The sequence below is a fragment of the Haloarcula quadrata genome (genome assembly GCF_003634715.1).
Lineage (GTDB): Archaea > Halobacteriota > Halobacteria > Halobacteriales > Haloarculaceae > Haloarcula > Haloarcula marismortui.
The window spans coordinates 1,865,874-1,890,950 of sequence record NZ_RBWW01000001.1; the positions used below are offsets into that span (position 1 = coordinate 1,865,874).

The following is a 25,077-nucleotide window of genomic DNA, read 5'->3' on the forward strand; positions in this document are numbered from 1 at the left end:
CAGACTGGGAGTGTTCGGTTGACCATCAGTAGAAGCCCCGCTCTACGTCTTCTTCGATAACGTCCTCGAAATCCGCGTCGAGTAGTTCCTCCGCTTCTTCGAACGTCTCAGTGAGTTCGCTCATCTGGTCTGGTCGGTCGTGGTGGTCGAACTCCATCGGCCCGTAGGCCGGGGAGTCCATCGCGTCCATCATGTCCTCCAGCAGCGCTTGCGGTGACGTCGGTGCGTCCGCATGCGTTTCGAGGACCGTTTCGAGGTTCTTGGCCTTCTCTTTGGCGTCGTCCTCGTCTTCCGGCCCCTGCTGGACACCGAAAATGCCGGACCCGTCGTCTGGAAACAGCGGGTCGATGTCATCGTCGATACGGCGTGCCACTTGCGACCCGACGCCCTGTACCTCGAAGGGGTTCTTTGCGTAGGTTTTGAGTTGATAGACACCGGCGTCAGGGTGACCGAAGTAGATGTCCTCGCCGATTCCGTTCGCGCGGTCGCCCCCGACGGCACGCCAGTCCCCCGGATTGGCATTGCTCTCCATCACGTCTTCGAGAATGTCCTGCCAGTCACGAACGCGCATTGTCAGTTTCCTGTTCGGACTGGGTCAGAATGAACCCATCGGTCCCGACTGCTGCCAGGGGCGAAGAAATGTCGGATATACTGGCTTGGCTGCCCTGACGACTGTGGCCACTGTCGAGAACCATACCGGGGATTGATTATCTTTCACGTTAGATTCCATGATAACAGCTCGGGGTGTCGCAGTACGGGCGTACGTTACGAGGGGCGACAAGTGGGTACAGCATCCGATACTGACCATGGCGGCGTTGACTGGCGGCAGCTACTACTGGTAAGTCTTTGCCTCGTTGGGCTAATCGTCGCTGCGTTTCTGGCCCCACCACCGGTCACCGAGAGCGGGGTCAACAGCAGTGGGGGCAGTGACGGGAGCCCCGGGTCTGAACCACTGACGCAGACGCCAGCCGACACACGAGAACAGCGTCGCGACGGTGGCGGGAGCAGCAACGTCACAGGCGACACAGAGCCGATTCCGATTTCCGGCGAGACTGCCCCGCCCACTGAAGACGGCTGTGGTGTCCTCATTGAATCGACGCCAAAAGCCGGGCATCCCCTCACAGTCCTGGTGTATCAGGATCTGGAACCAGCGGGCGCGACCCGTGTCTGGTTCAATGACCGGTATGTCGGTCGGACTGACCAGAGCGGGCAGGTGACCGGACAGGTGCCCTACCAGCGCGAACTGAACGTAACGGTCGAATCGCCGGGCCCAGAGCCATGTCAGTTCTACCGTCGACCGGACGAGGAAGCAGGCGCTGAAACGGCTGACCGCCTCGCGAAAGGCGATATGTGGCCATCTGGCGCGGGTGATTCGACAGCCACACGCCAGCAGACAGCGGCCGACAACGACACCGGTCAGTACCGTGTCGCCGGGAGCGTCAACGTGACACTGCTTGGCGAACCGTATCCCGGGTCGACTGTCCCGCTCGTCGCAACGGTCGACGGCGTCCCGGTACGAAACGCGACTGTGAGCCACGACGGCGATATCGTCGGCCGAACTGACACCACCGGCCAGTCTCAACTAACAGTCCCAGATACCGATACTACTGCGGTAACCGTGTCCCGCGGCGAGTTCGAGGGCACCGCACGCGTTGACGTGCTGAACTTACACGTTCGCGTCATGCCAGCGAAGACCCTCCCAGTCCCGGGTGATAGCGCCGCAGTCAACGCCACGAGAAACGGAGAGGCAGTCACGAACGCGACTGTGACGCTCGGCGACCAGCGCCGGGGGACGACTGGCGCTGACGGCACCGTTGCCGTCTCACTCCCGGCAAACCCCTCGCTTACCGTTACAGCGGCAACAGACAGACAGACAGCGAGAACAACGCTCTGGGACGCGTACATCGGGACCGTCGTAGTGAGTTCAGTGCTGCTGGTGGCAACCGTGGTGACTATCGCTATCGGCGCACTGCTGTACACCCCCAGGGTCGCACGCGGCATCGGTATTCTCTGGGCGCTCTTCGATTCGCTGTTTTTCATCGGCGTACTCTGGGAACGCGACGGACTGGTCATCGCGCTCACAGTCGTGGGCGTCGCCGCGCTGTATCACTATCGGGCGGATGCGCTCTCCGGCGGGCAGGCGGTCGCGCATGCAGTCAAGAACGGCAGTGAAGCCGTTGCTGGCTACGTCGCCCGGGTCGTTCAGTTGACCCGGCGAACTGCGCTCTGGCTCGTCGGCCGTCTCGAAGCCATGTTGCGCATTGGTCGGCGACTGGCTGCCCGTCTGGCCGCATGGCTCGCGTCGCTGCCGCTGACGGTGACAGGACTGTCCCGCCGCTTCCAACAGTGGCTCCGGTCGGCCGGGTATCGAGCCATTACTGTGGCCAGGGCTGAAACCACACCACGCCGGATTGTAACGCTCGGATTCTCGTGTGTCGTCGTGATACTGAGCTATGTTCGCTGGGGCACGACCGGTGCCGCCGTGGCTGTGGCTGGAGTGGGGCTGGGTGCGGTCAGTGTCTACACCTCTGGCCGGACCGACGATACGGACCGCCCAACTGCGGCATCTAGCTCCGGACCGAGCGAGTCGGTTACTGACTCGTCGGACGGCGACGAGTCTACTCTTCCGTCGCTCCGGGACATCTGGCGTGCGTTCGCCAGGCACGTCGTCCCCGGACACTGGCGGACGCGGACGCCCGGCGAGGTGTCCCGGGCCGCAATCGACAGCGGCCTCCCGAGGGCACCCGTCGAAGCACTGACAGAGGCGTTCCGAGACGTCGAATACGGCGGCCAGTCGAGTGACAGTCGCCGTGAACAGGCCCGTAACGCGTACGATGCGCTGGTGAGCGCGAGCGACGAGCAGGAGGACACAGAATGAATCGTCGTCACGTCGGGCTGGGAATCGCCGTGCTGTGTGGCCTGCTACTTGTGGCTGCCGGCGCGGTTATCGGGCTGATAGGGACGCCAGAACCGGCGGCGTCCGGACCGGGTGCGGCGGGTGTCCTCGTCCTCCTCGTCTGCGTGCTCGTAGCCTTCTGGAAGCTTTTGCGGACGCCCGACGACCCCGCGATATCACCGTCACCGTGGGCTGCTGACGACGGGTTCACCAGAGAATATCTGGAGACGACGCCGACAGATGACGCTGTCTCCGGAACCGACCTCGCAGAACGCGTGGAGGCGGCGGTTGCGCAGGCCCGCGACGACGGGTCAGTCGACGGGAGCGTCGGTCCTGTTCGGGAACCACTTCGGGCGACGCTCACGGAGGCACTGGTCCAGGGCGGCCACGACCCCGACTCGGTGAAAGCACAGTTAGCCGCGGGGAGCTGGACGGACGACCCGGTTGCCGCCGCGGTACTGGACGAATCCGTCGCGCCGCCGGACCGGTCGTTTCGCGCTCGCCTCCGGGCCTGGCTGTTTCCAGAAAAGGCCGTCCGAAAGCGGTGCGCGCGGGCAATGGCGGCAGTCAGTGTCGCGGCTGACGACGCGTTGCCGACGGTTGTCGGCCAGCGAGCGCCGCGTCCGGTGCCAGTCGTCGCCCCAGCAGTCGCCGACCTGCAGCGGGCCGCTGACGGGAGCCTCCAGCGGGCCATCGACGGGTCGATTCCCAAGCGAGAAGACATCGAGGCCAGCGAAAACAGCACGTCTGAAGATGCCCGCGTCGACAGGGACGGAACTGCCGCGGACGGCGAGACCAGCAGTGAATCGGAAACTGACGGGACGACGCTGGTCAACGATGACGGAACGGATGCTACAGCCACCAACGGGGCCGACTGGGGCGATGTAACGGAGGGGAGAGACTGATGGGGCGACGGGCCACGCGGTGGCGCGGCGCAATCGTTGCCGCGCTGGCACTCGCCGGAGCGGGCATCTGGGAGGGAAACGGGACACTGCTGCTGGCCGCGACGCTCCCGCTCTCGTATCTGGCCTACGGAGTCCTGTCGACCGCTGCTGTCCCGGCAGCACTCGTCGTGTCGCGGGCGGTCGACCCGACGCCAGCGCCCCCGGGGCACCCGGTGACAGTCCAGTTGACGGTGACAAACAGCGGCCAGCAGACACTGTCGGACGTCCGGGTCGTCGACGGCGTTCCGACTGACCTCGCAGTGCTGGATGGGTCGCCACGCGGTGGCGAGACGCTTGCTGCCGGCGAATCAGTCACGCTCGAGTACACGCTCATCGCTCGCCGGGGCGAACACGACTTCGACGAGCCACGGCTCCGCGTCCGGGGGACGGGTGCCGGCGAAGTCGCGACGGCGACACGACACCCCGAGGGCGATGACAGGCTGGTGTGTCAGTTGGACGCGAAAGCGCCGCCGCTGTCCGACCGGGGGACCGACCGCGTGGGCCAACTCACGACCGACGCCCCCGGCGATGGCTTCACGTTTCATTCGACGCGGGAGTATCAGCACGGTGACCCGGCCGGCCGTATCGACTGGCGCGGCTACGCGAAGCGCGGCGAGCTGTCGACGGTCAACTACGAGCAGTGGGTGTCAACGACGGTCGTGTTCGTCGTCGATGCCCGTTCACCAGCGCGGGTGACCGCCGGCCCCGGTCGCCCGACAGCGGTCGAACTCGGCGCGTACGCGACCACGCAGGCACTGACATCGCTGCTGGATGCCGGCCACGAGGTCGGGCTGGCAATCGTCGGCATCGACGGCGACGGGCCAGCGGGACTGACGTGGCTCCAGCCAGGCGACGGACCCAATCAGCGGTCGCTAGCTGTCGAACAGCTACGGGCCGCTGCCGATGCTGCCGAGAGCGACCCGGCTGGTGGGCCAGCAGACGAGGCCGACACACAGCGACAGTTCCGGAAGGTGATGGAGATGGCCGGACCCCGCTGCCAGCTGGTGCTCGTATCGCCGCTGCTCGACGACGCGCCGGTCGCCGCGATGGAGTCCTGGGCGGCGTTCGATTGCCAGCGAACCGTGCTCTCGACGGACGTAACCGCGGCGAGCACCGTCAGTGGACAGTACGAGCACGTCCGCCGTCGGACCCGTCTGGCGCGGTGTCAGGCGTCCGGGGCCCGGACGATAGACTGGCGACGTGGGACACCGCTGCCGCTCATCCTCGATTACGCCTTCGCCGTCGCAGCGCGCCAGCCGAGTGGCAGCGCCCAGCTAGGAGGCGGAGCGTAAATGATTGGCGGGCCGCGACTCGACACACCATCGGCCGTCGGCGAGGAGGGGCGGCCGCGGGCGACCAGTCTGACTATCGCCGCGCTCATCATCGCCGCGTTCGCCCTGACGACAGGCGTTCTCTCTGGCGACCCGAAACTGTTCAGCGGTATCGCACTCCTCGCCGGCATTGCCGTGGCGGGGCTGACCCTGCTGGACCGAGACAGGCTGGGACCGACGGTCATTGGCCACCTCTGTTTCCTGCCGGCAGCGACTGGCCTCATTGCCTCGGTCGGGCAGGTGGCAGTCGCCCCGCTTCTCGCGCTTGGTGTCGCCGTCGCAATGGTTGGCGTCGCGGCTGCCTGGACCAACGTGCTCGACAGAGAGACAGTGTCAGCGGCGACAGTGAGCAGCGTCGTTTCGTATCTGTTCGCAGTGGCGGGTCTCGTCGTGGGCACTGTCGTCCTCGCGCTCGCGTGGTTTAGCTGGGAACTGGTGAGCGCTGTCGCCGGTGGAACATCGCCGATGGCCGCCACGGTCTGTCTCGGCGTACTCGGTGTCGCCGCGTCGGGCTGCCTGTATTTTGCCGTGGCACAGCTTCCACTCGTGCAATTGACAGCGCGGAGCCGCCGCGACGCGATAGCCACCAGACTGAAACGGGGGACTCGGGAGCTCAAACTGGTCGCAATCGGTTCAGCGGCGTTCACTGTAGTCGTGCCGCTGGCGCTGCTGTTGACGCCGTTTGGTCAGCTTGTCGCGTCCCCACCGTTCAGTCTCGGTATCCGAGTGCTGTCGTCGTGGGTCGTTCTTGCGCCGCTTCTGGCAGTCACAGTCGGCGCGCTGGTTGCTGGTAGCGGTGCGATTGTCATCCGAAAGTTCACGACTGAGTTCAACGCCGCCTCGGTGCGGACTGTCGGAGCCGCCATCGCGGCAGTTGGCTATCTGGTGTTGCTAGCCCTGTTCCTCCTGCGGACTGGCATCTTCGGGTTCGGCTCGTTCATAACTGTGTTCTTCGGCGCACTCCTCCTCCCGTTGCTCGTGTATCTGGTGCTCGTGCTCGTCAACGGGGCACTCACATTTGGCCTGTTGCCAGCGCGTGCCGGCCCCGCAGCACTGACCGCTTCAGGACTTATCTGTGCGAGCATCGGGGCGGCACAGGCCGACCTTCCCACGCTACTGGTGTTTGCTGGTGTCGTCAGCGGCCTCGTCGCCTGGGACGTTGGTACATTCGGCCTCGGACTGACAGCAGAGCTGGGCCATCGTCCGGAAACACGACGGCTGGAGCTGTATCACAGCGTGTTCGCCGTCGGCGTCGGGCTGCTCGGTATCGCCGCCGTCGGCATCGTCGATGCAGCGCGCCATGCCGTCGGTTCCGCAATCGGGTCGCCTGAGACAATGGCACTCGCCGCAATCGGTGTGTTACTGCTGCTTGCCCCGCTCCGTGGCTAAGGGACTGGTTCATGCTATCCCATCCGGGATGGACCAGTAGCCACTGTGAACTGACAGATACCGGCTAATGGTACACATTGATACACCCCGAGTGCAACGCATGGAGCATGGCCGGGTTATCGTCGGATTTGAGGGTTGCGGCGGCGTCAGAACACTGTCTCAACATTGTGGAGCGAGTTGAGGAGGCTGTCGTTGTCGAACGCCGAGTGCTGTTCGAGACACTGGCTGGCGTCATCGCCAGAGGACACGTTCTGGTGGAAGACGTACCGGGAACGGGCAAAACTGTTCTGGCGCGGGTGCTGGCGGAGGCTCTGGGGCTTGAATTTACCCGGATACAGTTCACACCGGACTTGCTGCCGGCGGACGTGACCGGGTCGAACGTGTACAACGAACACGAGCGGGAGTTCGAGTTCGCACAGGGGCCGGTGTTCTCGAATGTCGTGCTCGCAGACGAAATCAACCGCGCGCCGCCGAAGACCCAGTCTGCACTGCTTGAGTCAATGGAAGAGCGGCAGGTCAGTGTCGACGGGACGACGCATCCGCTCCCGACACCGTTCGTCGTTATCGCGACCCAGAACCCCATCGAGCAGGAAGGGACCTTCCAGCTTCCTGAGGCCCAGCGGGACCGCTTCAGCGTGAAGACGTCGATGGCCTATCCCGATGTCGAGGGGGAAATGGGGCTGCTCGACCGGCGGGCCAACCGCCGAACACTCTCGCCGTCGGTCGACCCGGTAGTTGACTCAGAGACGGTGCGTGCCCTTCAGGAGTGTGCAGAAGACATCCGCGTCGACACCAAGGTTCGTCGCTATATCGTCGACCTAGCGCGGGCGACACGCGAAGACGACCGGACAGAGATCGGCGTTTCGCCGCGGGGCGTGCAGCGGGTCTTCGAGGCTGTCCGGGCCAGCGCAGTCATCGCCGGCCGGCAGTATGCCACACCCGACGACGTGAAGCGGCTGGCGAACGCGACGATGAGTCACCGACTGGTCCTGACGACGGAGGCGACCATCGAAGGGACCCAGAAGACCGATGTGATTCAGGCTGCGCTGGACGCTGTCGACGTGCCCGCAGTCTCACCGAATGCACCGGAGACGGACGACAGGGCCGAATCGACAGCGGCGAGCGGGGCCGAGCCTGCTGACTCTCCGTCGAAAACCTCGCCAGACGATGATTCGCCCGAGCAGCAGCCGCCACAGAGTGCTGCTGAAGCAGAGAAAAGCAAGGCCAGGCAACCGGACAGGGATGGCGACCAGCCTACCGACTCAGCAGGTGACACGCAGAGCCGGAGTGACGAGGACGACATCGGACACGGACAGTGAGCGCGAGCGGGTAGCCGAACGGCTTTACTCTCCGGAACAGCCAGACGTAGTATGGAAAGCGAACGCAACGTCCTCGGCGGGGAGTTGGCTCCCTGCTCGATGGACCCCGAGACCGGGTTCATGCGCGACGGGTACTGCTACCCGCTCCAGCGCGACCCGGGCCGGCACGAGATTTGTGCCGTGATGACGGCGGAGTTTCTGGAGTACAGCAAGGCACAGGGCAACGACCTCGTGACGCCGCGGCCGGAGCTGAACTTTCCGGGTCTTGACCCCGGTGACAGCTGGTGTGTCTGTGTCCCGCGCTGGATAGAGGCCCACGAGGCCGGGCGCGCACCGCCGGTGAACCTCGACGCGACGAGCGAGGACGTACTCGAAGACGTGTCGCTGGAAACGCTGCAGGAGTACGCTGCCGATGGTGACTCGGATGCCGACGCGACCGCTGAATGAGCCACGCCGCGAACGACTTTTGAGGGACCGCCCCGTCGCTTTGGCCGTGCAACAGGGGAGGGCCAAGCGATGAGCGTGGACCGCGTTCGTGGCGTCGTCGTCGACATCGAGGAGCCAAAGACGGTGAACACTCAGTACGGCGAGAGCGACCTCTGTGAGGTGACGATACGCCCCGACCGCGGGGCCGGGGAGCCCACAACGGTCACGCTCTGGGGAAAGTGGACCGAGAACGCCGCCGCCATCGAGACGGGCATGGAGATCGCCGTCTACAACCCTGACGAACGCGAGTACCAGGGCGAACAGCAGTACTCCGTCGGCGGTGACGCCACGCTGGTCGTCCAGCCGGATTTCCTCGTCGACGTGACTGACATCCGGGCGTGGGTGCAGTGCCCGCGGATGTACTACCTCCGGAAACTCGACGGCGCGGAGCACGCTTACCCGCTGGTGAAAGGGACCGTTGTCCACGAGGTCTTTGGCGACCTGCTTCGGGGCCGGGACCTCGACACCGCTATCGAGGAGCAGGTCGACGCCGCTGGACTGGACATCGGACTGCTGGGCCGGGAGGCCGATGAGGTGGCCGGCGACGTGCGCGACCACGCGTCGGCTATCCAGGGGTGGCTCCAGCAGGGGACACTGACGGAGACCGACCAGTGGCGCTCCGAGATGACGCTCATCTCCGAGCGGTTCGGCATGAAGGGACGGGCTGACGCCGTCCGTCGCGGGATGCCCGTCGAACTCAAGACCGGCAAAAACACCAAACGAGAGCCGCGGTTTCAGGACAAGATACAGGCGACGGCGTACGCCCTGATGCTGGGCGAGCGGGCGGCCGGCGCGGGCAGCGCCGTCGACGCGGCTCCAGATACAGGCACACTTCTCTACACCAAGAACGCCGCTGTCGACCGCAACGAGGAGAGCGGCGACCTCTCGCCAGCCAAGGAGTTCTCTATCGGGAGCGGGCTCCTAAATTACGTCGTTCGGACCCGCAACGCGATTGCGGCGATGGAGTACGACTCTGGCGTGCCGACGGGCTACGAGGCCAACGCCAAATGCGAGTACTGCTTCGAGCAGGACACCTGTATGGCTGTCTCTGGCCGCCTCGACCAGGAATCGAAGGCGGGAACGGTCGGTCGGGCAGTGCCCGACGAGGAACTGGACTACTTCGAGCGGTTCTACACGGCCGTCGAGGCCGAACGCCGGTCCGTCCACCGGGAGTACGCGAAGCTCTGGGAGCAGACGCCCGAAGAGCGGGCCGACAACGACCGGGCGCTCATCGGCCTGAAACCGACCGGTCGCCGGGAACTCGACGGCGGCCGCTGGGAACTCCGGGCAACCGGGACGGGGGCCGTCTCGAAGATCCGCGAAGGTAATCTCGTGCTCGCCAGCGACGGCGACCCGGTGACCGGCAACGCCGAACTGGCCCGCGTGGAACGTCTCGGCGAAGAAATCGTCGTCACGGCCGACGAGCCGCTTGACCTCCGCCGACTCGACGTATACCCTTCCGAACTGACAACCGACCGACTCCAGAACGCGTTGCACGACGCCGTGCTCCTCCAGTCGCCCGAGCAGAAGGACGTGCTGTTCGGGCGGCGCGAGCCAGAGTTCAATCCGGTCACGGAGACGTTCATCGACAACAACGACGCCCAGAACGAGGCCGTCCAGCTAGCGGTCGGTGCCGAGGACTTCGCGCTCGTCCACGGCCCGCCGGGGACGGGCAAGACATACACGCTGGCGCGGATGGTCAGGGCCCTCGTTGCTCGCGGTGACCGAGTCTTGCTTTCGGCGTTTACCAACCGCGCCGTCGACAATCTGCTGGAAGCGCTGGAAGAACAGGGCTACACCGACATCGTCCGCGTCGGCACGGAGAGCGGCGTCCGCGATGACATGCAGAAGTACCGGCTGGAGACCAGCGGCGACCCCGGCGAGTGTGCGAGTCGGCTCCAGAGCGCGCAGGTCGTCGCGGCGACGACGGCCACCTGTGGCGGAAGCACGCTTCAGACGCAGGAGTTTGACGTGGCCGTCGTCGACGAGGCTGGCCAACTCACCGAGCCAGGGACGCTGGCGGCGACGACGCTGGCCGACCGATTCGTGCTCGTCGGCGACCACCAGCAGCTCCCGCCCGTGGTCCAGTCCGAGGACGAGACGTTGTCGACCTCGCTGTTCGAGCGGCTTATCGACGACAATCCCGACGCGGGCGTGATGCTGGACCGGCAGTACCGGATGGCCCAGCACATCCAGGCCTTCGCCTCGCGGGAGTTCTACGACGGGCAGTTGCGACCCGCGACCGGCGAGGTGGCGGCCCAGCGGCTCGATGACCTCGATGGCGTTGGAACAGCGAGCTTACCCGAGGCACTCCGAGACCGAGTGGCGTTTGTCGACTCCGGCGGCAGTCAGGTCGGCAACACCAACCCGACCGAAGCCGACCGGATTGCCGAAATCGTCGCGTCGTATCGGTCTGCGGGGGTTCCGGCCGCCGACATCGGCGTCATCGCGCCGTACCGCGCGCAGGTCGCGGAGATTTCCAAGCGCCTGCCGGACGTGACCGTCGACACGGTCGACCGGTTCCAGGGGTCGAGCAAGGAGGTCATCGTCATCTCCTTCGTCGCCACCGGGACGCTCGACAGCCCGATCTTCGAGGATTACCGGCGTATCAACGTCGCACTCACGCGGGCGAAGAAGGCGCTCGTCCTCGTCGGCGACGGCGACGCGCTGGCGACCGACGAGGTGTACGGTCGGATGGTTGAGTGGGCGCGGGGCTGACTACGCGTCCGCGTCGCCCCTGTCGCCTGTCCGCAGCCCTGCAACGTGTGCGGTGAGCCGGTCCCGTAGCGTGTCTCTGAGTTCTTTTGCGGTGTCCTCGTCGATGTCGTACACCCGAGCGACGCCGCCGAGCAGGCTTGATGAACTCGCCGTGTCAGCCCCCACGGTCGCCAGGTCACGGCGGCGCTGGAACGGCGACCGCGTGACGAACACCGTCTGGAGCCGGTAGTACGGCACAATGCGCGTTGTCCGCCGCCAGAACCCGCTCCGGGTCGCCAGGACCGAGTCATCGAGGTCGAAGCCGCGGTGTCGCCAGCGGAAGTGTGCCGCTGGCACGACCGGGAGAAAGAGGAGGGCGGCGAGCCACCAGTAGCCTGTCTCAAGCACCAGCGAGTCGACGGCGTAGGCGACTGCGGTGAGTCCGGCCGCCGCCAGCGAAAACCGCGCGAGATAGCGCCGACGGGCGCGCTTCGGCGGGCGGTCGAAATCGAGGTCGCCGAACGACTCGATATCACGGGCCAGTTCGTACACTTCCTCGCGGGGTGCGAGGGGCACGGCGACGCCCTGCGTTGACTGCTGGTTCCCACCGCTGTAGCCGGCCGTCTCAACGGCCAGCGTCGCGTATCCGAACCGCCGCATCAGTACGTTCTCGCGGATGGTGACCGTCTGGACCTTCTCCAGCGGGATGTTGCCGCTGTACCGGCGCAACAGCCCCCGCTCGTACCGGAGGTCGCCGTCGGCCTGTGTGAGCCGGAAGCCGTAGTATTCGATGACTGTCAGCGCCACGCTGACGACAAGTGCGAGCAGGAGGAACTGGACGAGCGAAATCGCGGCGAAGACGGCGAGTCGCGTGGATTCCGGCGAGCTAGCCAGCCAGCGGATGACGGGTCCATTCAGCGACGCGCCAACGAGGGTCGCGTTGAACCGAAGGACGGCCCAGACGACGTCCATCCCAAGCGGGAGCGACGCCAGCGTCAGGACCGGCGCGGCCGGCCGAACGGAGACAAGCGCGTACGTCAGGAGCTCGCGCTGGTCGAACGCGAACAACAGCGACCCGTCCGGCTGGTCGCGTGGTTCCGTGTCCGAAGCCGAGGCCGAGTCCTCGAAGTCGTTCGCCGTCTGGGCGTCGCCGGTGTGTGCAGGTGTGGGACCGGTCACGCCGGGGAGGTCAGTGTGGGCCGACCGGCCAGATGTTGCAGTCCCAGACACCGCGCCGGCGGTTTCTGCCGCCGACTCGGCGGCTTCGTCCCGGTCGTGAGTCCGCACGTAGTTCCGGAGGCGTTTGACCTCGGCCTCGTCAACTGCGTCCAGCGTGGCCTCCGTCGCGCTCCCACCGGCCGTCTCAAAGCGGACGATTGCGAGCCCGAGCAGGCGGTTGAGGATGTTCTGTTCGACATCGAGATTCTGGACGCGGCCCAGCGGAATCTGGCGGGACTGTCTGGCGAAGACGCCAGATTCGACGGTGAGCGTGTCCCCGTCGAGTTCGTAGCGAAAGCGGAAGTACCGTGCCAGCGCGTAGCCGCCAAACGTCAGCGCGCCGAGCAGGCCCAGCAGCGGAACCGCGAACGCTGGCAGTCCAAGCATTCCGGTCCCGACGGACCCGCCGAAGAAGCCAAAGAAGCCGCCTTGTAGCGCCGCTCGGGCGACGCTCAGAACCGCACTTCGCGGGTGGAGCCGGTTCATACCGCGTCCGTGGCCTCGCTCTCGTTCGCGAGATCACGGAGTTGTTCTCGCAGTTCGGTGGCTCGTTCGGGCCGCAGGCCGGGAATCGTGATGTCCGCGCCGCGGGTCCCGGCAGTGTAGACGACGACACTCGCCAGCCCGATAGCTCGCTCTACTGGGCCGCGCGTGGTGTCGACGTGCTGAACACGAACGTACGGGACTGATGTGTCGGTCCGGGTCACGACACCGCGGAGAAGAAAAAGCGCGTCGTCCTGCAGGTCAAAACGCCAAATCCGGTGGGCAGCGATAGCGTGGGCAACACCCAGAAGCACGAGCACAACCCAGCCGCCGACGACCACCGTCTGTGGCAGTGAGACCGCGAACCGGTCGACAAGATACGCGATGACACCGAGCACCGACGCCTGGATAACTGTCGACAGAACCCACAGCAGTCTCACTCGCGGGTGAAGCGACTCCATGTCCGAATCGAGGGGCCGGCCGCGGATTAACGGTTTGGCTCCGGAACGAAATTGGAAGCGTTCCGACCCACACATGGGTCAAACAGTGGGCAGAATCGTCTGAAACTTCGAAAAACGTCCTTGTATGCCCCCGACGCCGGACAAAGCGTATGTCACGAAGCCGACGGACGTTTCTGACGACGCTCGCCGCTGCAAGTGTCACGCTCCCGCTCGCTGGCTGTGCCGGCGGCGACGAACAATCCGCAGACGAGGAGGCGGAGTCAATGAACGATGAGGGGATGACTGACTCGATGGACGACGAGGGGATGACTGACTCGATGGAGGGCGGCGAAACGAGCAGCTCGATGGCCCAAGAGAATAACACAGCGATGGACGGCAGCGCAATGACCGAATCGATGACGGAGGCAGCGGACGGCGAGTCGATGGGTGACGACGAAATGAATGACGGAATGACGGAAAACGAGACTGCGTCGTAAGCCGCCCGGTGATGACCGTATCGGACTACACGCGCTCGTTGACCTGTTCAGCGACGCGCTCGCCGGGCCGGCGGAGGTGGCCACTCTCGACTTCGTAGACGTAGCCTGTCACCGTGACATCATCGGGAATCAGCTCGTGGTTTTCGAGGTATTCGACCTGTGCCGCACAGGCCGCGTCGATGTCGTCGGTCATCCGGACCCACTCCGCGATTGACGCGTCACCGATGTCTAGCTCCGGCAGTGCCGGGTCTAGATCGATATCATCGAGGTCACCGTCGACCGCGGCCTCGAACCCCGCGACGATGTCCTCGTCGGACGCACTCATCATTCCACAGTCGGTGTGGTTGACGACGATGATTTCCGTCGTATCGAAATACTGTGTTGTCAGCGCCGCCGAGCGAATTACGTCGTCTGTTACCTTCCCACCGGCGTTTCGGTATATCTGTGCGTCGCCCAGCGAGAACCCAAGCGCGTCCTCGACGGGGATGCGCTCGTCCATACACGCGACGACGAGCAGTTGCTTGTCGGTTGGAATCCCTTTCCGGCGTCGCCGCGCCCAGTCGTCTCTCGCGTCGACACCGTCGTCAACCGATTCGTGGACGTGGCCGGCCTCTGGCTCTTCGTGGTCGTGCGCGTCGTCACTCCCGTGTGTGTGATGTGGCATTGCAGAACACGCCTTTGTGCCCCGTGGCCTTTACTGCTTGCTCGTCGGCAGTACAGCGGAGGAAAGTAATCCGAGTCGAACAGTCCCAGCCACTCAGTCGTCAGTGGCGACGGCGCTGTCTTCGCCGTTTCCGTCGTCAATCTCGTTTAGCACGCGCTGGTGGAACTCCTGCAGGACGGCCGACTCGTCCTCAGCGAGGACCACGTCGCTGGCCATCAGCGTTGCGAGGCCGAAGGCGCGTGGCGACGGCGAGTCGACGCGGGTCCGGACCACGTCAACGTCGCCGTCCTGCATCGCACCCAGGATAGTCTCAATGCCGTCGACGTTGAGCTTATCCTCCAGAATCTCGCGGTAGGTCTCTTCGACGACGGCGAAATCGCCGAGGTCCTCGGCGAACCCGAGCAGCATCTCCGAGGAGACCTGCTGTTCGCTGGCCGATTTCTCGTAGCCCTTGTAGCGTTTGAGTATCATCAGGGACCGCGTGGCGTTGATGCGGAAGTATCGCTGGAGGAGGTCTGTCCCGTCAAGGCTGGCCCGGAGGTCCTCGCGGGCTGTTTCTGGGTCGATGTCGCGGACGATTCGCGCGATGTCCACCTTGCGGTTCAGCGGCATCGAGAGCGTGAAGCCGTTGTCGGCGACGGCGACCTGAACGTTCGCGCTTGCTTCCCGGGCGATGTGATACGCCAGTAGCCGAGAAAAGCCGTCGTTGAACCGCCGGCCGTAGTTCGAGTGGACGTGGTAGTGCCGTTCGTACTCGTCGTGGTCCAGCGTCTCCTCGATGACGAGGCGGTCGGTCGTGGCGACGCTGTCCGGGCCGGCGTAGGCCACCTGCTCGCGGAACATCCGCGCGATGGCCCGGACGCTGTTCTCGTCGACGGGGAACGTCCGGAGCCAGTTCCGGACCTCCGACATCCCGCCGTCGGCCAGTCGGTCCAGCAGTTGGCCCTGAAAGTCGAGTATCTCGCGGCCAAGGTCGTACGACAGCGGGAGGCGCTCGGAGAACCACGACGGGACCGTCGGGCGGGCGGCGGTCCGGTCGACGTACACCTTCGACCCGCGGCGGTAGCGGTACTCGAAGTTGTTCCCACCCAGTACGAACACGTCGCCTTTCTCTAACGTGTCCAGATACGATTCGTCCAGCTGGCCGACCCAGCTGTCGTCGCTCCGGGTGACAACGTCACAGGTAAACGAGTCCGGAATCGTCCCGATGTTGGTCATGTAGATGACCCGCGCGAGTCGGCCGCGTTTGCCGATGAGCGGCTGGCCCACATCGTAGTCCTCGTAGTGGTGCTCGCCGTCGGGCGCATCGTTCGTGTCCCGCCAGATTTTGGCGTAGACGTTCTTGTCTTCCATCCCCGGGTAGTCGGCGGTCATGTACCGCATCAGCCGTTCCCAGTCCCCGTCGTCGTAGTCCCGATACGGGTAGGCCCGCCGGAGGACGCTTTTGAACGTCTCCTCGGGGCGGACATCGTTGATGGCCATGCCGTATATCTGCTGTGTGGCCACGTCCTGTGCGTTCTCGGGGATGAACACGCGGTCGACAAAGCCCCGTTCGGCCTTTTCGAGCATCACCGCACACTCCACGAGTTCGTCGCGGTCCAGTGCGATGACCCGGCCTTCGACAGTTTCGCCGAGCTGGTGGCCGGCGCGGCCGATGCGCTGGAGCAACGCGGCCACGGATTTGGGCGAGCCGACCTGCACGACGAGGTCGATATGAGGCATATCGATGCCCAGTTCCAGGCTGGTCGAGGTCGTCACCACATCGAGTGACCCCTCCTTCAGCGACTCCTCGATGTCGCGGCGCTTCTCCTTCGAGAGCGAGCCGTGGTGACAGCCGGAGTTGGACTCGTCGTAATCACCGAACTTTTCGCGGAGGTTGTGCAGGACGCGTTCGGCTCCCGAGCGCGTGTTCGTGAACACGAGCGTGTTGGTGTGAGACTGGATGTGGTCGTGGAGTTGCTTGTAGAACCGCTCGGTGACGATATCCCGCGGCGTGTTGATGAGGTCGTCGGCCGGACAGGACAGCTCCATGTCGAAGTCGCGGGCAAACCGCGTATCGACGATTTCGTAGTCGCGGGGCTCGCCGCCGGGTTCCTCACAGCCGACCAGAAACTCCGCGACAGTGTCGAGCGGTTCGACGGTCGCCGAACAGCCGATTCGCGTCGGCGGTTCCTCGACCATCTCCTCTAGGCGCTCCAGCGACACCGAGAGGTGGGTCCCGCGCTTGTTCTCGGCGAGGCTGTGAATCTCGTCGACGATGACGTACTCGATGGTTTCGAGTTTCTTTTTGAACTTTGGGGAGTTCAGCAGAATTGCGAGGGTTTCCGGCGTCGTATTGAGGATGTGGGGCGTCGTTTCGAGCATCGCCTGCCGCTCGCTGTCACTGGTGTCCCCGTGGCGGATGGCGTGCCGTATCTCCACGTCCTCGCCACGCTCATCGAGTTTGGCAGTGATACCGTCGAGTGGCTGTCCGAGGTTCCGGTGGATGTCGTTGGCCAGCGACTTCAGCGGCGAGACGTACAGACAGTAGACGGAGTTCTCCAGTTCGTCCTCGCGGGCCTTCCCGAACAGTTCGTTGATGATGCCAGTGAAGGAGGCGAGGGTCTTGCCGCTCCCCGTCGGCGCACAGATGAGCGCGTTCTCGCGCTCGTGGATGAGCGGGATGGCCTCTTTCTGTGGCGGCGTGAAGAAGCCGCCGTTACCGGGGACAAACTCGCCGAACTGCTCGACCCACCACTCCTGGACGACGGGCGCGAGGCGGTCAAGCACCTCGGCGTCGTCGATGTCGACCGCCTCCGGGTCGAACTCCGGGTCCGTCGCTGCGAGACGCTCGCGTCCTCCCATTGTCGGCTCTTACCAACCTGTGGGACTGCCGGGGCAAGTGGGTTCCGCCATATCGACGGGAAAACGACTAAGCGACCGCCACGTCTGGCCTGTGGCATGGCCGACTCCTTCGACGTACTGACGCCGCTGGTGACACCGTTCGACGCCGACGGCAACCTCGATGTCGCTGGCATAGAGTCGCTGGTCCAACACGTCGTAGCGGCCGGCGTCGACGGCATCGTTCCCTGCGGGACGACTGGCGAGTTCGAGACGCTGTCGCCGCAGGAGTACCGGACCGTCGTCCGAACCGCAGCGGCGACAGCGCCCGACGACTGCCGCGTCATCGTCGGGACGGCCGCCACCGACGTTGCGACTGTCCACAAGCGGATGGCGTTTGCCGCCGAACAGGGCGCGGACAGCACGCTGGTCGTGCCCCCGTACTACGGCGGCCAGGCGAGCGGAGCGGGCAACGAGGCGTTCTTCGACACGGTACTGGCCGACGCGCCGCTGCCCGTCTACCTCTACAACATCCCCGGGGCCGTCGGACAGGAACTCTCCATCGAGACGGTCGCCGCGCTCGCTCAGTCCGACGCCGTCGCGGGACTCAAGGACTCCTCGGGCGACCTCCCGTACGTCACCGCGGTCATGAATCAGACGCCTGCGGATTTCACCGTCTACCAGGGCCACGACGGCCTGTTTGTCCCGTCAATTGTACTAGGCGGCGACGGTGGCATCAGCGCGCTCTCGCACCTACTGTTTGACGAACTGGAGCAGGCGGGTACTGCCGTCGCAAGCGGCGATGTTGCACAGGCCAGAACAGTCCAGCGGGATGTCCTCTCACCGCTCTCGGACGCGTGTGCCGAGTTCGGTTTTGCGCCAACGGTGAAGGCGCTGCTCGCCGACCGCGGCGTCATCGACCACGCGACGGTGCGACCGCCCAGAACCTCGCTTTCGTCCGACGCGGTCGCGTCGGTGACCGAACGGCTGGAGTGAGTCTCTAGACTCAAATGGGTCTGTGAGGTTCCACGAGATTCATTACGCTGGGCGGCAGTGAACGGAATATATGTCGTTGCTGCCCTCCCGCGGTCCCGACACGAGCACCTCACAGGACGGGGAGCTACAGGTCGTCGGGGTCGACGAAGATGTCTCGGCCGTACTCGATGCCCTCTCCTCGGAAACGGCCAGAGAAATACTCAACACGGTCTATGAGGAGCCGGGGACACCCTCAGAACTGGCCGACCGGCTCGATATGTCGATACAGAAGGTCTCCTATCATCTGGAGAAACTGGAAGACGAGGAACTCATCGCTGTCGCCGGGGTCCAGTACTCAGAGAAAGGCCAGGAGATGAAGGTGTACGAGCCCCCGGATGACCCGCTGGTGCTGTTTGTCGGCACACAGGACCGCAAGCAATCGCTCCGGTCGCTCGTCCGCCGCGTTTTGCCTGTTATCGGCATCCTCACTGCGGCCAGCGTCATGCTGCAACTCCTGCTCGGGCAGTTCCCGGTCCAGTTCGGGAGCTCCGGGGCCGGCGACGCAGGAACCGCCGGTGACGGTGCGCAGGGTGGCGGAGACGGCGAGCGTCTGGACGCGGCGAACCAGACAGCCGCGACGGCCGATACCACACCGACCCCGACAGCGGCGGACGACGGCGGATTCCAGGTGGCTGAGGCGACGGAGACCCCAGAAGCCACGCCGGCCCCGAAAAGCACTCCCGCTCCGGAGGCCGACACCCCGGTCGAAGTAATGACCGAGGAGGCGCGGCAACTGACGACCGACGCCGCGGCCAGTGGCGGCTTCCATATCGAGCCCGGTGTGGCCTTCTTCCTCGGCGGGTTGCTGGTCCTGACGCTGTACGTCTCGTTCTGGGCGTACAGAAACTACCGCTAAGTCGATTAACGGTTCAGTCGCTTCAGTCCAATTTAACGCGTTCGGCGACCAACACGCCAGCCTGCTCGGTAACCATCTCGACGGCCGTCAGCGCGTAGCCGGCATCGGTGAAGGCGTCAGCGAGGACGCCGACCGTCGCCGGGTCGTCGACTTCAGGGCTGTAAAACGGTGCGTCGGGGTCGTCGTCGCCAAACAGCATCACGTCCCCGAGGACAATGCGCCGCGGCCCCAGGTCGGCGATTGTGTCGATAGCCTCGCGTTTCTCGTCGTCGCCAAGATGGTGCATCGCAAAGTTCGATGTGACGATGTCCACCGGCCGGTCGACGTTCGGAGCGCGGAAGCGGCCGTCGCCGAAGGAAACGTTCTCGACGCCTCGCCCGTCGGCTTTCTCCCGAGCTTTCTCCAGCATCCCGTCGCTGATGTCGCGGCCGATAATCTCCGCTGCGTCGGACGCGAGTGCGAACGCAATCGCTCCGGTGCCCGTGCCGAGGTCAAGTACCACGTCGTCGCTCTCGGGGGCCGCGTGGTCGACAACGAAATCGACGCAGGCGCGATACGCCGCCGAATCCTGGTCCTCGTCGTACGCGTCGGCGTGGTCGGAGAACCGCTCGGCGTGCTCGTCGAGTGATTTCTTCATACTCGCTTCTCGTCGTACTCGCACAAGTGTCTCCCGCTCCGTTTCGCGGTTTTGCCGCAGACGCCGTTCGGTTAAAACAGTTTTTGAGCCACGGGTGAATTTTTGCTATCCCCGTCCCAAGCATGAACTGCGCCGTCGACGGGTGACCTTCCCACACGGCCGCCCTGACCCCGTCCCCGCCGACGGCCACCGCCCTCACTCCGCTGACGCTCCCTGGTGGTTCCCCTGACAACGTGTTCCCCCAGACACCAACCCTTTGTCCGTTCGCTCGCTGTCGTCCGGTATGCGTCTCACGTTTCTCGGCACCGGCAGCGCCATGCCCACCGGCTCTCGAATGCAGTCCGGCTATCTGCTGGAGCGCGACGGGAACCGGCTGCTCGTCGACTGTGGTAGCGGCGTGTTGCACTCGCTGGCACAGACCGACACGGGGTACGAAGGCGTCGACACTGTCTTGCTGACTCACCACCATCTGGACCACGTTTCCGACCTCGACGTGCTGATGAAAGCTCGCTGGCTGGCCGGTGAGACGGACCTCACGATAGCTGGCCCGCCGGGGACGAGCGATCTGGTTCGGGACCTGCTCGAAACACACGACTACATGCAGGACCGACTGGACCTGACACTCAGGGACCTCGATGGCGGCCCCTTCGAACTGGCTGGGTTCAGTGGCGACACCTGCGAGACGCGCCACTCGATGCAGTGTTTTGCCTACCGGCTTTCCGTCGGTGACGGGCCGGCAATAACGCTCGGTGCTGACTCCGAGGCGTTCACGGACCTCATCGAGTTCGCCGACGGGTCGGCCGTGCTCGTTCACGACTGCTCGTTCCCGGACGACGTGGACGTGTCCAACCACCCGACGCCGACAACACTCGGAGCGACGCTCCGCGATGCCGACGCCGAGGTCGGGCGCGTGTATCTCACCCACCTGTATCCACACACGGAGGGACGACACGAGGAGATGCTTGAGTCGATAGCGGACAGCTACGATGGCGACGTGCAGTTTGCCGAGGACAGCCTGACGATAACAGTTAGCTAGATGCGTTCGAGCGTGACGCGGAACTCGGCCCCGCCAGCGTCGCTTTCGCCCACGCTGACGCTGCCGCCGTAGGATTCAGTCAGTGCCCGAACGAACCCGAGGCCGAAGCCGGTCCCCGAACTCTCCTGGCCCTTCACACCCATCTGGAAAATATCCTCGCGCAAGTCCGGCGAGACACCGTCCCCGTCGTCGGCGAAACAGACCGTAACTTCGTCGGGGCTGACTTCCGCCGGATACACTCGCATGTGGACATCGCCCTCGTTGTGGACCGCCGCGTTGGACATGATGTTCGTGAACACCGAGTCGAGCAGGTCACCGCCGTACACCTGATACTCGAAGTCTGACTGCGCAAAATCGACAGTCAGTGACCCGTAGTTGTCTCTGACATCACGCACCGTGTCCCCGAGGACCGATTCGAGGTCCTGTGGCTCCGGGTTGTCCTGAGCTTCCAGCGTCGAGACGAGGTCGCCGACGCGCTGGATGAGGTCGGCGGCGCTCTCGGCTGCGCGCTGGATCTTGCCGGCGTACTCCTCGGTCTGGCCGTCGACCTGTCCAGCGACGACATCGGCGAACCCGGCAATGACCTGCAGGTCGTTACCCAGGTCGTGGCGGAGCAGTCGGTCGTACATCTCAATCATCTCCTTTCGCCGTTCCAGATCCCGATGAGCCCGCTCTAGCCGTTCACGAGAGCGGATATTGGAGATGGCCGTCGCGGCGTGGGTGGCAAGAATTTCCATCGGTCTGACGTATTCGTCTCCGAACTCCTCGACGGTCTGTGACCGAGTGACCAACACCGCAGTCACCTCATCGCCCATCCGGGACGGGACAGCCAGCGCACCCGTCACATCCGAGTCGGCCGTGACAGCGGCATCAGCGCCCTGTTCGACCAGCGTTTCGCCGGCCTCCTGCGCCCGTCGAGCCAAGTCACTCGGTGGCTCGCCCTGCACGAGATTCGGGTTCGTACTGTGGACGACGCGGAGCTCGTCGTCGCGAACCTCGACGAACGTAGAGTACGAGAACTCGAACAGCAGCGACATCGCTTCGAGCGTGAGCGAGACGACTTCATCGACGGACTCGCAGCGGTTGAGTGCCTGGCCGTATTTGTTCAGGTCGGCGACCTGTCTGGCAAAGTCCTGTTGTTCTTCGAACGACATATCACCCACTCCTCGCAGACATTGGAACTACGTACCAATGGGGAGCGGGGCAAAAAACGGTTTCGGGGGACTCACCGGCGGAATGAAAGACGGTAGACACGTATCGTGGGTACGCGGCCTCAATCGAGGCGGTAACGCAGTAGCGCCGCGACACCGCCCAGATTCGAGAGTTGCTGTCCAGGCGCAAACTCCGCGGAGAAGACGGTTACGTCGCCGCCTTTCTGTTCTGTCGTTTCGATGATCTGGTCGACATCGATATCCCAGTCGCCCTCGCCGGCCCGCTCCAACCGGAGTCGTTCGTCCAGCACGAGCAGCGTCTCAATAGCGCCGTAGTCGGCCGCCTTGGCGACTTCTTCCGGGCCGTAGGCCACCTCCGAGCCTGAGCCGATGCGCTCCATCAGTTCGTCGATGTAGTCCGCCTCCTCAGCGATGCGGGTCTGCTGCTGGACGTCCTCGACAGCGCCGCGTTTGAGTACTTCGTGGACACCGCGGTCGCCGACGGCGGACGTGTCGACGACAGTAATCTGTTCGGCGATATCGGGAATCTCGTCCTGAAAGTGGTCCAGCGCGTCCTGTTTGGTGAAGCCGGGACCCGCAAGGATGTAGGCGTCCACGTCCTGCCGTTTGAGGACTGACGCCAGCTCGTCGAACAGTTCCTTCCGTGGACGGGCGTACTCCCCTTTCCCGGTCGTCGAGGTGATCGTCGCTCGCTCCTCGGTGCCGTACTGGGCGACAGTGTGGACGTGAGCCTCTCCTTCCTCTACGGTCGCAATCGCCACGTCGGGGTTCTCCGTCGCCTCGACGGCCTCTTCCAGACGGTCGGCCTGATCGGGCTTGAGGTGCTTCTCGACGGTGAGTTCGGTGTGTTCCTCGACGTTGAGCGTGTGGTGAAAGCCCAGCTGGTCCTCGCGGGAGCAATCGACAATTTCGCCGCCGACACGGAGGCGGTTGGCGAACTTCGCGAACTCCACGTCGGTGACCTCGATCTGAATCCACATCGGCTCGCGCTCGCCGCCTTTGTCCCGGAGGTTGTCATCGTTGCGCTGGATGCGCCGCGTCGTGTCGCCAGAGACGAGGTCCCCCGGCTCAATGACATACGAGAGGTGCCAGAGGTCGTCAAGCGTCTCGGGGACCACCTCGATGCGTTCTGCCCCTTCCGCGGTGGTCTCCTGACTCTGTATTTGCATACTGAAGCGTCCGCTTCAGGGACACAAGTGTTCTGCCATTCGATTCGCCGGAACGGTGAGACACTGAATCGGCGTACTGTGCCGATCAGGCAACCGAGCCTGTCGCGGGCGTCTTATCGCCTGCGTCAGTGGCGGGCATATCCCGCACGGCCGTTCCGATGGCGTAGGTCCCCGCCACGTTCGCGTAGAACGTCACGAAGGGGGCCAGCACCGCGCCGATGACGACAGCGTTCAGGACGCCGATGAGGACGCCGGCGATCAGGCTGATACCGAACGCGACCAGCCAGCCAGTGGCGTAGGTCCGGCTGAACGCGAGCCGGCGAAGTTCGTCCGGTGCGAACGCCGCCGCGATGCTGTCCGTGCGAACGTACGCGACGATTGCGGCCGGGAGCACGTACGCGATGGCGAGCGAAAGTACGGTCACCGCGAGCGTCGCGACGAGGGCAATGAGGCCGACAGCCAGTCCGCTTCCGGCCCCGTTGCCGCCCAGACCTAGCGTCGCACCGCTTGCGAACACCGCCGTAAGGGCGATGGCCGCCGGGACGAGTGAGTAGGCGAATCCGATAGCGAACACCTTCAGGCCGTCCATACCCAGGTCGCCCCAGTCGTCGAACACCGGCGGTTCGGCCTCATCGTCCAGCACCGCTCGGAGTGTCCGGGCGATATAGCCGAGGACGAAGAACACCGGCACGACGAGGAAACTCAGGAACAGCAACACGCCCCCGATGGCGATGGTTTTCACTGCGCTGTCGCTGTCTCGCGGATACGATAGTGCTTCTTGGAACATGGTGGTACTCCGTGACATCGGCCTGGCTGGCGTGGTCGCTGCCACGTCAGTCTCGACAAGGTGTCACATCAATTTATAATACAACGTACAGGTATATATAGCAGTACGTGCGCCGTGCTGGCAGTTGTAGCCGGCAGTCGGGCAATTCTCAGCGTCTCACTGCTGGTCAGGGGTGCCGTCGGCGGCCGCCTGTAAGCTGGCGAACGCCTCCCACGAGGAGTCCGCTCCAGGGTGGGACTGCCGGGCGCCGTCGACGTACAGCCCCTCACCGTCGGTCACTTCGCCGACGACGGCGGCCGGGGTCCCGCGGTCGCGGAGCGCACCGACAACATCGTCGGCATCTGCGGGGTCGACGGCAGCCAGAAGCGTCCCGCAACTGCTGACGTGCCAGGGGTCGATGTCGAGCGCGTCACAGAGCGCGCCGACACCGTCAGCAAGCGGCATCGCATCGCTGTCCACGTCGAATCGGACGCCCGCACCGTCGGCCATCTCGATGAGCGCACCAGTGATGCCGCCCTCGGTGGCGTCGTGCATCGCCATCACGTTTCCAGCGTTCGTCGCAGCCATGGCGTCCTCGACGAGTGCGGTGTCGGCCAGACGTTCCTGTGCAGTGGCGGTTCGGTCGGGCGACAGCCCGATCTGCGTCGGGAAGAGGGTCGCGAACAGGCCCGTGACTTCCGCACCGGGACCGGTCCCGACGACCAGTTTGTCGCCCGGCCGCGCGCCGTCCGGGCGGACGATGTCCTCGTGGGGCCCGACGCCAAGCACCGTTGCGCCACCGACCCATGAATAGTCGACGCCCGAATACCGGGCGGTGTGGCCGGTGACGACGCTCACGCCGACTTCTTCGGCCCGTTCGGCGAAGCCGTGCCACATCGCCGCCAGTTCGTCGTCTGTCATCTCGGGCGGGAGCGTGAACGTCACTGAGAGATGCGACGGCGGGATGCCGGAAACGGCAACGTCGGCAAGTACCACATCGAGTGCAAACCGACCAGCCCGTTCGAACCCCAGATCGGGGAGCACCGACAGCGGGTCGGTGGCTGTGACGAGAGCGTCACCGCCCACGTCGATGACGCCGAAGTCAATGCCGTGCGTCGGCCCCAGCGTCACGTCTTCTCGGTCCGCGCCCAGTTCCGGGTAAATGACGGTATCGAACAGGTCGCGGTCGATTTTCCCGAGGTCGCTCATCCGGTCAGTCACC

Annotated in this window: 21 protein-coding genes; 11 read left to right on the forward strand and 10 right to left on the reverse strand. The window is 64.7% G+C overall.

Annotation, left to right across the window (positions count from 1 at the left end):
* Positions 1-25: 25 nt before the first annotated feature.
* Positions 26-571 carry a hypothetical protein gene (locus tag BDK61_RS09610; RefSeq protein ID WP_121303103.1) on the reverse strand — a complete coding sequence of 182 codons (546 nt, stop codon included), beginning with the start codon at positions 569-571 and terminating at the stop codon, positions 26-28.
* Positions 572-781: 210 nt separating this feature from the next.
* On the opposite strand from BDK61_RS09610, the gene BDK61_RS09615 reads away from it, so the two are divergent.
* From BDK61_RS09615 to BDK61_RS09645, 7 genes are all read left to right on the forward strand, one after another.
* Positions 782-2,878: a DUF4129 domain-containing protein gene (locus BDK61_RS09615; RefSeq protein WP_121303104.1), complete on the forward strand. Its 2,097-nt coding sequence runs from the start codon at positions 782-784 to the stop codon at positions 2,876-2,878.
* Positions 2,875-3,801 (forward strand): DUF7269 family protein, encoded by a 927-nt coding sequence (locus tag BDK61_RS09620; protein ID WP_121303105.1) that lies wholly within the window; start codon positions 2,875-2,877, stop codon positions 3,799-3,801. The genes BDK61_RS09615 and BDK61_RS09620 overlap by 4 nt, the downstream gene beginning before the upstream one ends.
* Positions 3,801-5,132: a DUF58 domain-containing protein gene (locus BDK61_RS09625; protein WP_121303106.1), complete on the forward strand. Its 1,332-nt coding sequence runs from the start codon at positions 3,801-3,803 to the stop codon at positions 5,130-5,132. The genes BDK61_RS09620 and BDK61_RS09625 overlap by 1 nt, the downstream gene beginning before the upstream one ends.
* Positions 5,133-6,560, forward strand: a complete 1,428-nt coding sequence (locus tag BDK61_RS09630; protein WP_121303107.1) for a DUF7519 family protein — start codon at positions 5,133-5,135, stop codon at positions 6,558-6,560.
* Between the two features lie 107 nt (positions 6,561-6,667).
* A complete protein-coding gene (locus BDK61_RS09635; protein ID WP_121303108.1) occupies positions 6,668-7,879 on the forward strand; it encodes an AAA family ATPase in 1,212 nt (403 codons plus the stop codon).
* Positions 7,880-7,930: 51 nt separating this feature from the next.
* Positions 7,931-8,326, forward strand: a complete 396-nt coding sequence (locus BDK61_RS09640; RefSeq protein ID WP_004961237.1) for a DUF2237 family protein — start codon at positions 7,931-7,933, stop codon at positions 8,324-8,326.
* A 69-nt stretch (positions 8,327-8,395) separates the two neighbouring features.
* Positions 8,396-11,083, forward strand: a complete 2,688-nt coding sequence (locus tag BDK61_RS09645) for an AAA domain-containing protein (RefSeq protein WP_121303109.1) — start codon at positions 8,396-8,398, stop codon at positions 11,081-11,083.
* Here BDK61_RS09645 and BDK61_RS09650 read toward each other — a convergent pair whose 3' ends face one another.
* Together BDK61_RS09650 and BDK61_RS09655 are read right to left on the reverse strand one after the other, a co-directional pair.
* Positions 11,084-12,766 carry a PH domain-containing protein gene (locus tag BDK61_RS09650; protein ID WP_121303110.1) on the reverse strand — a complete coding sequence of 561 codons (1,683 nt, stop codon included), beginning with the start codon at positions 12,764-12,766 and terminating at the stop codon, positions 11,084-11,086.
* The gene (locus tag BDK61_RS09655) at positions 12,763-13,224 is read right to left on the reverse strand and encodes a PH domain-containing protein (protein WP_004961231.1); all 462 of its coding nucleotides are present in this window, start codon (positions 13,222-13,224) and stop codon (positions 12,763-12,765) included. Before BDK61_RS09655 ends, BDK61_RS09650 begins: the two co-directional genes overlap by 4 nt.
* A gap of 149 nt (positions 13,225-13,373) precedes the next feature.
* Between BDK61_RS09655 and BDK61_RS09660 the strand changes: the two genes are divergently transcribed.
* The gene (locus tag BDK61_RS09660) at positions 13,374-13,700 is read left to right on the forward strand and encodes a hypothetical protein (protein WP_011223340.1); all 327 of its coding nucleotides are present in this window, start codon (positions 13,374-13,376) and stop codon (positions 13,698-13,700) included.
* Between the two features lie 25 nt (positions 13,701-13,725).
* On the opposite strand, the gene BDK61_RS09665 is transcribed toward BDK61_RS09660, so the two are convergent.
* Both BDK61_RS09665 and BDK61_RS09670 read right to left on the reverse strand, forming a co-directional pair.
* The gene (locus BDK61_RS09665; RefSeq protein ID WP_121303111.1) at positions 13,726-14,364 is read right to left on the reverse strand and encodes a beta-class carbonic anhydrase; all 639 of its coding nucleotides are present in this window, start codon (positions 14,362-14,364) and stop codon (positions 13,726-13,728) included.
* Positions 14,365-14,457: 93 nt separating this feature from the next.
* The gene (locus tag BDK61_RS09670; RefSeq protein WP_121303112.1) at positions 14,458-17,208 is read right to left on the reverse strand and encodes an ATP-dependent helicase; all 2,751 of its coding nucleotides are present in this window, start codon (positions 17,206-17,208) and stop codon (positions 14,458-14,460) included.
* Positions 17,209-17,304: 96 nt separating this feature from the next.
* Between BDK61_RS09670 and BDK61_RS09675 the strand changes: the two genes are divergently transcribed.
* Together BDK61_RS09675 and BDK61_RS09680 are read left to right on the forward strand one after the other, a co-directional pair.
* Positions 17,305-18,180, forward strand: a complete 876-nt coding sequence (locus BDK61_RS09675) for a dihydrodipicolinate synthase family protein (protein ID WP_121303113.1) — start codon at positions 17,305-17,307, stop codon at positions 18,178-18,180.
* A 70-nt stretch (positions 18,181-18,250) separates the two neighbouring features.
* The gene (locus tag BDK61_RS09680; RefSeq protein WP_121303114.1) at positions 18,251-19,075 is read left to right on the forward strand and encodes an ArsR/SmtB family transcription factor; all 825 of its coding nucleotides are present in this window, start codon (positions 18,251-18,253) and stop codon (positions 19,073-19,075) included.
* A 22-nt stretch (positions 19,076-19,097) separates the two neighbouring features.
* On the opposite strand, the gene BDK61_RS09685 is transcribed toward BDK61_RS09680, so the two are convergent.
* Complete coding sequence (locus BDK61_RS09685; RefSeq protein ID WP_121303115.1) at positions 19,098-19,712, reverse strand: class I SAM-dependent methyltransferase; 615 nt, start codon at positions 19,710-19,712, stop codon at positions 19,098-19,100.
* A 283-nt stretch (positions 19,713-19,995) separates the two neighbouring features.
* Here BDK61_RS09685 and BDK61_RS09690 point away from each other — a divergent pair, with 283 nt between their 5' ends.
* Positions 19,996-20,748, forward strand: a complete 753-nt coding sequence (locus BDK61_RS09690; protein WP_121303116.1) for an MBL fold metallo-hydrolase — start codon at positions 19,996-19,998, stop codon at positions 20,746-20,748.
* Here BDK61_RS09690 and BDK61_RS09695 read toward each other — a convergent pair.
* The 4 genes from BDK61_RS09695 to BDK61_RS09710 all read right to left on the reverse strand — a co-directional run bounded on the left by BDK61_RS09695 (position 20,745) and on the right by BDK61_RS09710 (position 25,064).
* Positions 20,745-21,902: a sensor histidine kinase gene (locus BDK61_RS09695; RefSeq protein ID WP_121303117.1), complete on the reverse strand. Its 1,158-nt coding sequence runs from the start codon at positions 21,900-21,902 to the stop codon at positions 20,745-20,747. The genes BDK61_RS09690 and BDK61_RS09695 overlap by 4 nt on opposite strands.
* A gap of 119 nt (positions 21,903-22,021) precedes the next feature.
* Positions 22,022-23,089, reverse strand: a complete 1,068-nt coding sequence (locus BDK61_RS09700; RefSeq protein ID WP_058995733.1) for an mRNA surveillance protein pelota — start codon at positions 23,087-23,089, stop codon at positions 22,022-22,024.
* An 85-nt stretch (positions 23,090-23,174) separates the two neighbouring features.
* Complete coding sequence (locus BDK61_RS09705) at positions 23,175-23,876, reverse strand: DUF4013 domain-containing protein (protein WP_121303118.1); 702 nt, start codon at positions 23,874-23,876, stop codon at positions 23,175-23,177.
* Positions 23,877-24,032: 156 nt separating this feature from the next.
* Entirely contained in the window at positions 24,033-25,064 is a 1,032-nt protein-coding gene (locus BDK61_RS09710) for an AIR synthase family protein (RefSeq protein ID WP_121303119.1), read from the reverse strand.
* Positions 25,065-25,077 lie beyond the last annotated feature (13 nt).

What these genes read in the sequence shown, in the direction of transcription:
- BDK61_RS09640 (WP_004961237.1), top strand. Translation starts at nt 7,931, where the DNA reads ATGGAAAGCGAACGCAACGTCCTCGGCGGGGAGTTGGCTCCCTGCTCG.
- BDK61_RS09630 (WP_121303107.1), top strand. Translation starts at nt 5,133, where the DNA reads ATGATTGGCGGGCCGCGACTCGACACACCATCGGCCGTCGGCGAGGAG.
- BDK61_RS09685 (WP_121303115.1), bottom strand. Translation starts at nt 19,712, where the DNA reads ATGAAGAAATCACTCGACGAGCACGCCGAGCGGTTCTCCGACCACGCC.
- BDK61_RS09645 (WP_121303109.1), top strand. Translation starts at nt 8,396, where the DNA reads ATGAGCGTGGACCGCGTTCGTGGCGTCGTCGTCGACATCGAGGAGCCA.
- BDK61_RS09680 (WP_121303114.1), top strand. Translation starts at nt 18,251, where the DNA reads ATGTCGTTGCTGCCCTCCCGCGGTCCCGACACGAGCACCTCACAGGAC.
- BDK61_RS09695 (WP_121303117.1), bottom strand. Translation starts at nt 21,902, where the DNA reads ATGTCGTTCGAAGAACAACAGGACTTTGCCAGACAGGTCGCCGACCTG.
- BDK61_RS09635 (WP_121303108.1), top strand. Translation starts at nt 6,668, where the DNA reads ATGGCCGGGTTATCGTCGGATTTGAGGGTTGCGGCGGCGTCAGAACAC.
- BDK61_RS09610 (WP_121303103.1), bottom strand. Translation starts at nt 571, where the DNA reads ATGCGCGTTCGTGACTGGCAGGACATTCTCGAAGACGTGATGGAGAGC.
- BDK61_RS09660 (WP_011223340.1), top strand. Translation starts at nt 13,374, where the DNA reads ATGTCACGAAGCCGACGGACGTTTCTGACGACGCTCGCCGCTGCAAGT.
- BDK61_RS09675 (WP_121303113.1), top strand. Translation starts at nt 17,305, where the DNA reads ATGGCCGACTCCTTCGACGTACTGACGCCGCTGGTGACACCGTTCGAC.
- BDK61_RS09690 (WP_121303116.1), top strand. Translation starts at nt 19,996, where the DNA reads ATGCGTCTCACGTTTCTCGGCACCGGCAGCGCCATGCCCACCGGCTCT.
- BDK61_RS09650 (WP_121303110.1), bottom strand. Translation starts at nt 12,766, where the DNA reads ATGAACCGGCTCCACCCGCGAAGTGCGGTTCTGAGCGTCGCCCGAGCG.
- BDK61_RS09700 (WP_058995733.1), bottom strand. Translation starts at nt 23,089, where the DNA reads ATGCAAATACAGAGTCAGGAGACCACCGCGGAAGGGGCAGAACGCATC.
- BDK61_RS09625 (WP_121303106.1), top strand. Translation starts at nt 3,801, where the DNA reads ATGGGGCGACGGGCCACGCGGTGGCGCGGCGCAATCGTTGCCGCGCTG.
- BDK61_RS09670 (WP_121303112.1), bottom strand. Translation starts at nt 17,208, where the DNA reads ATGGGAGGACGCGAGCGTCTCGCAGCGACGGACCCGGAGTTCGACCCG.
- BDK61_RS09710 (WP_121303119.1), bottom strand. Translation starts at nt 25,064, where the DNA reads ATGAGCGACCTCGGGAAAATCGACCGCGACCTGTTCGATACCGTCATT.
- BDK61_RS09655 (WP_004961231.1), bottom strand. Translation starts at nt 13,224, where the DNA reads ATGGAGTCGCTTCACCCGCGAGTGAGACTGCTGTGGGTTCTGTCGACA.
- BDK61_RS09665 (WP_121303111.1), bottom strand. Translation starts at nt 14,364, where the DNA reads ATGCCACATCACACACACGGGAGTGACGACGCGCACGACCACGAAGAG.
- BDK61_RS09620 (WP_121303105.1), top strand. Translation starts at nt 2,875, where the DNA reads ATGAATCGTCGTCACGTCGGGCTGGGAATCGCCGTGCTGTGTGGCCTG.
- BDK61_RS09705 (WP_121303118.1), bottom strand. Translation starts at nt 23,876, where the DNA reads ATGTTCCAAGAAGCACTATCGTATCCGCGAGACAGCGACAGCGCAGTG.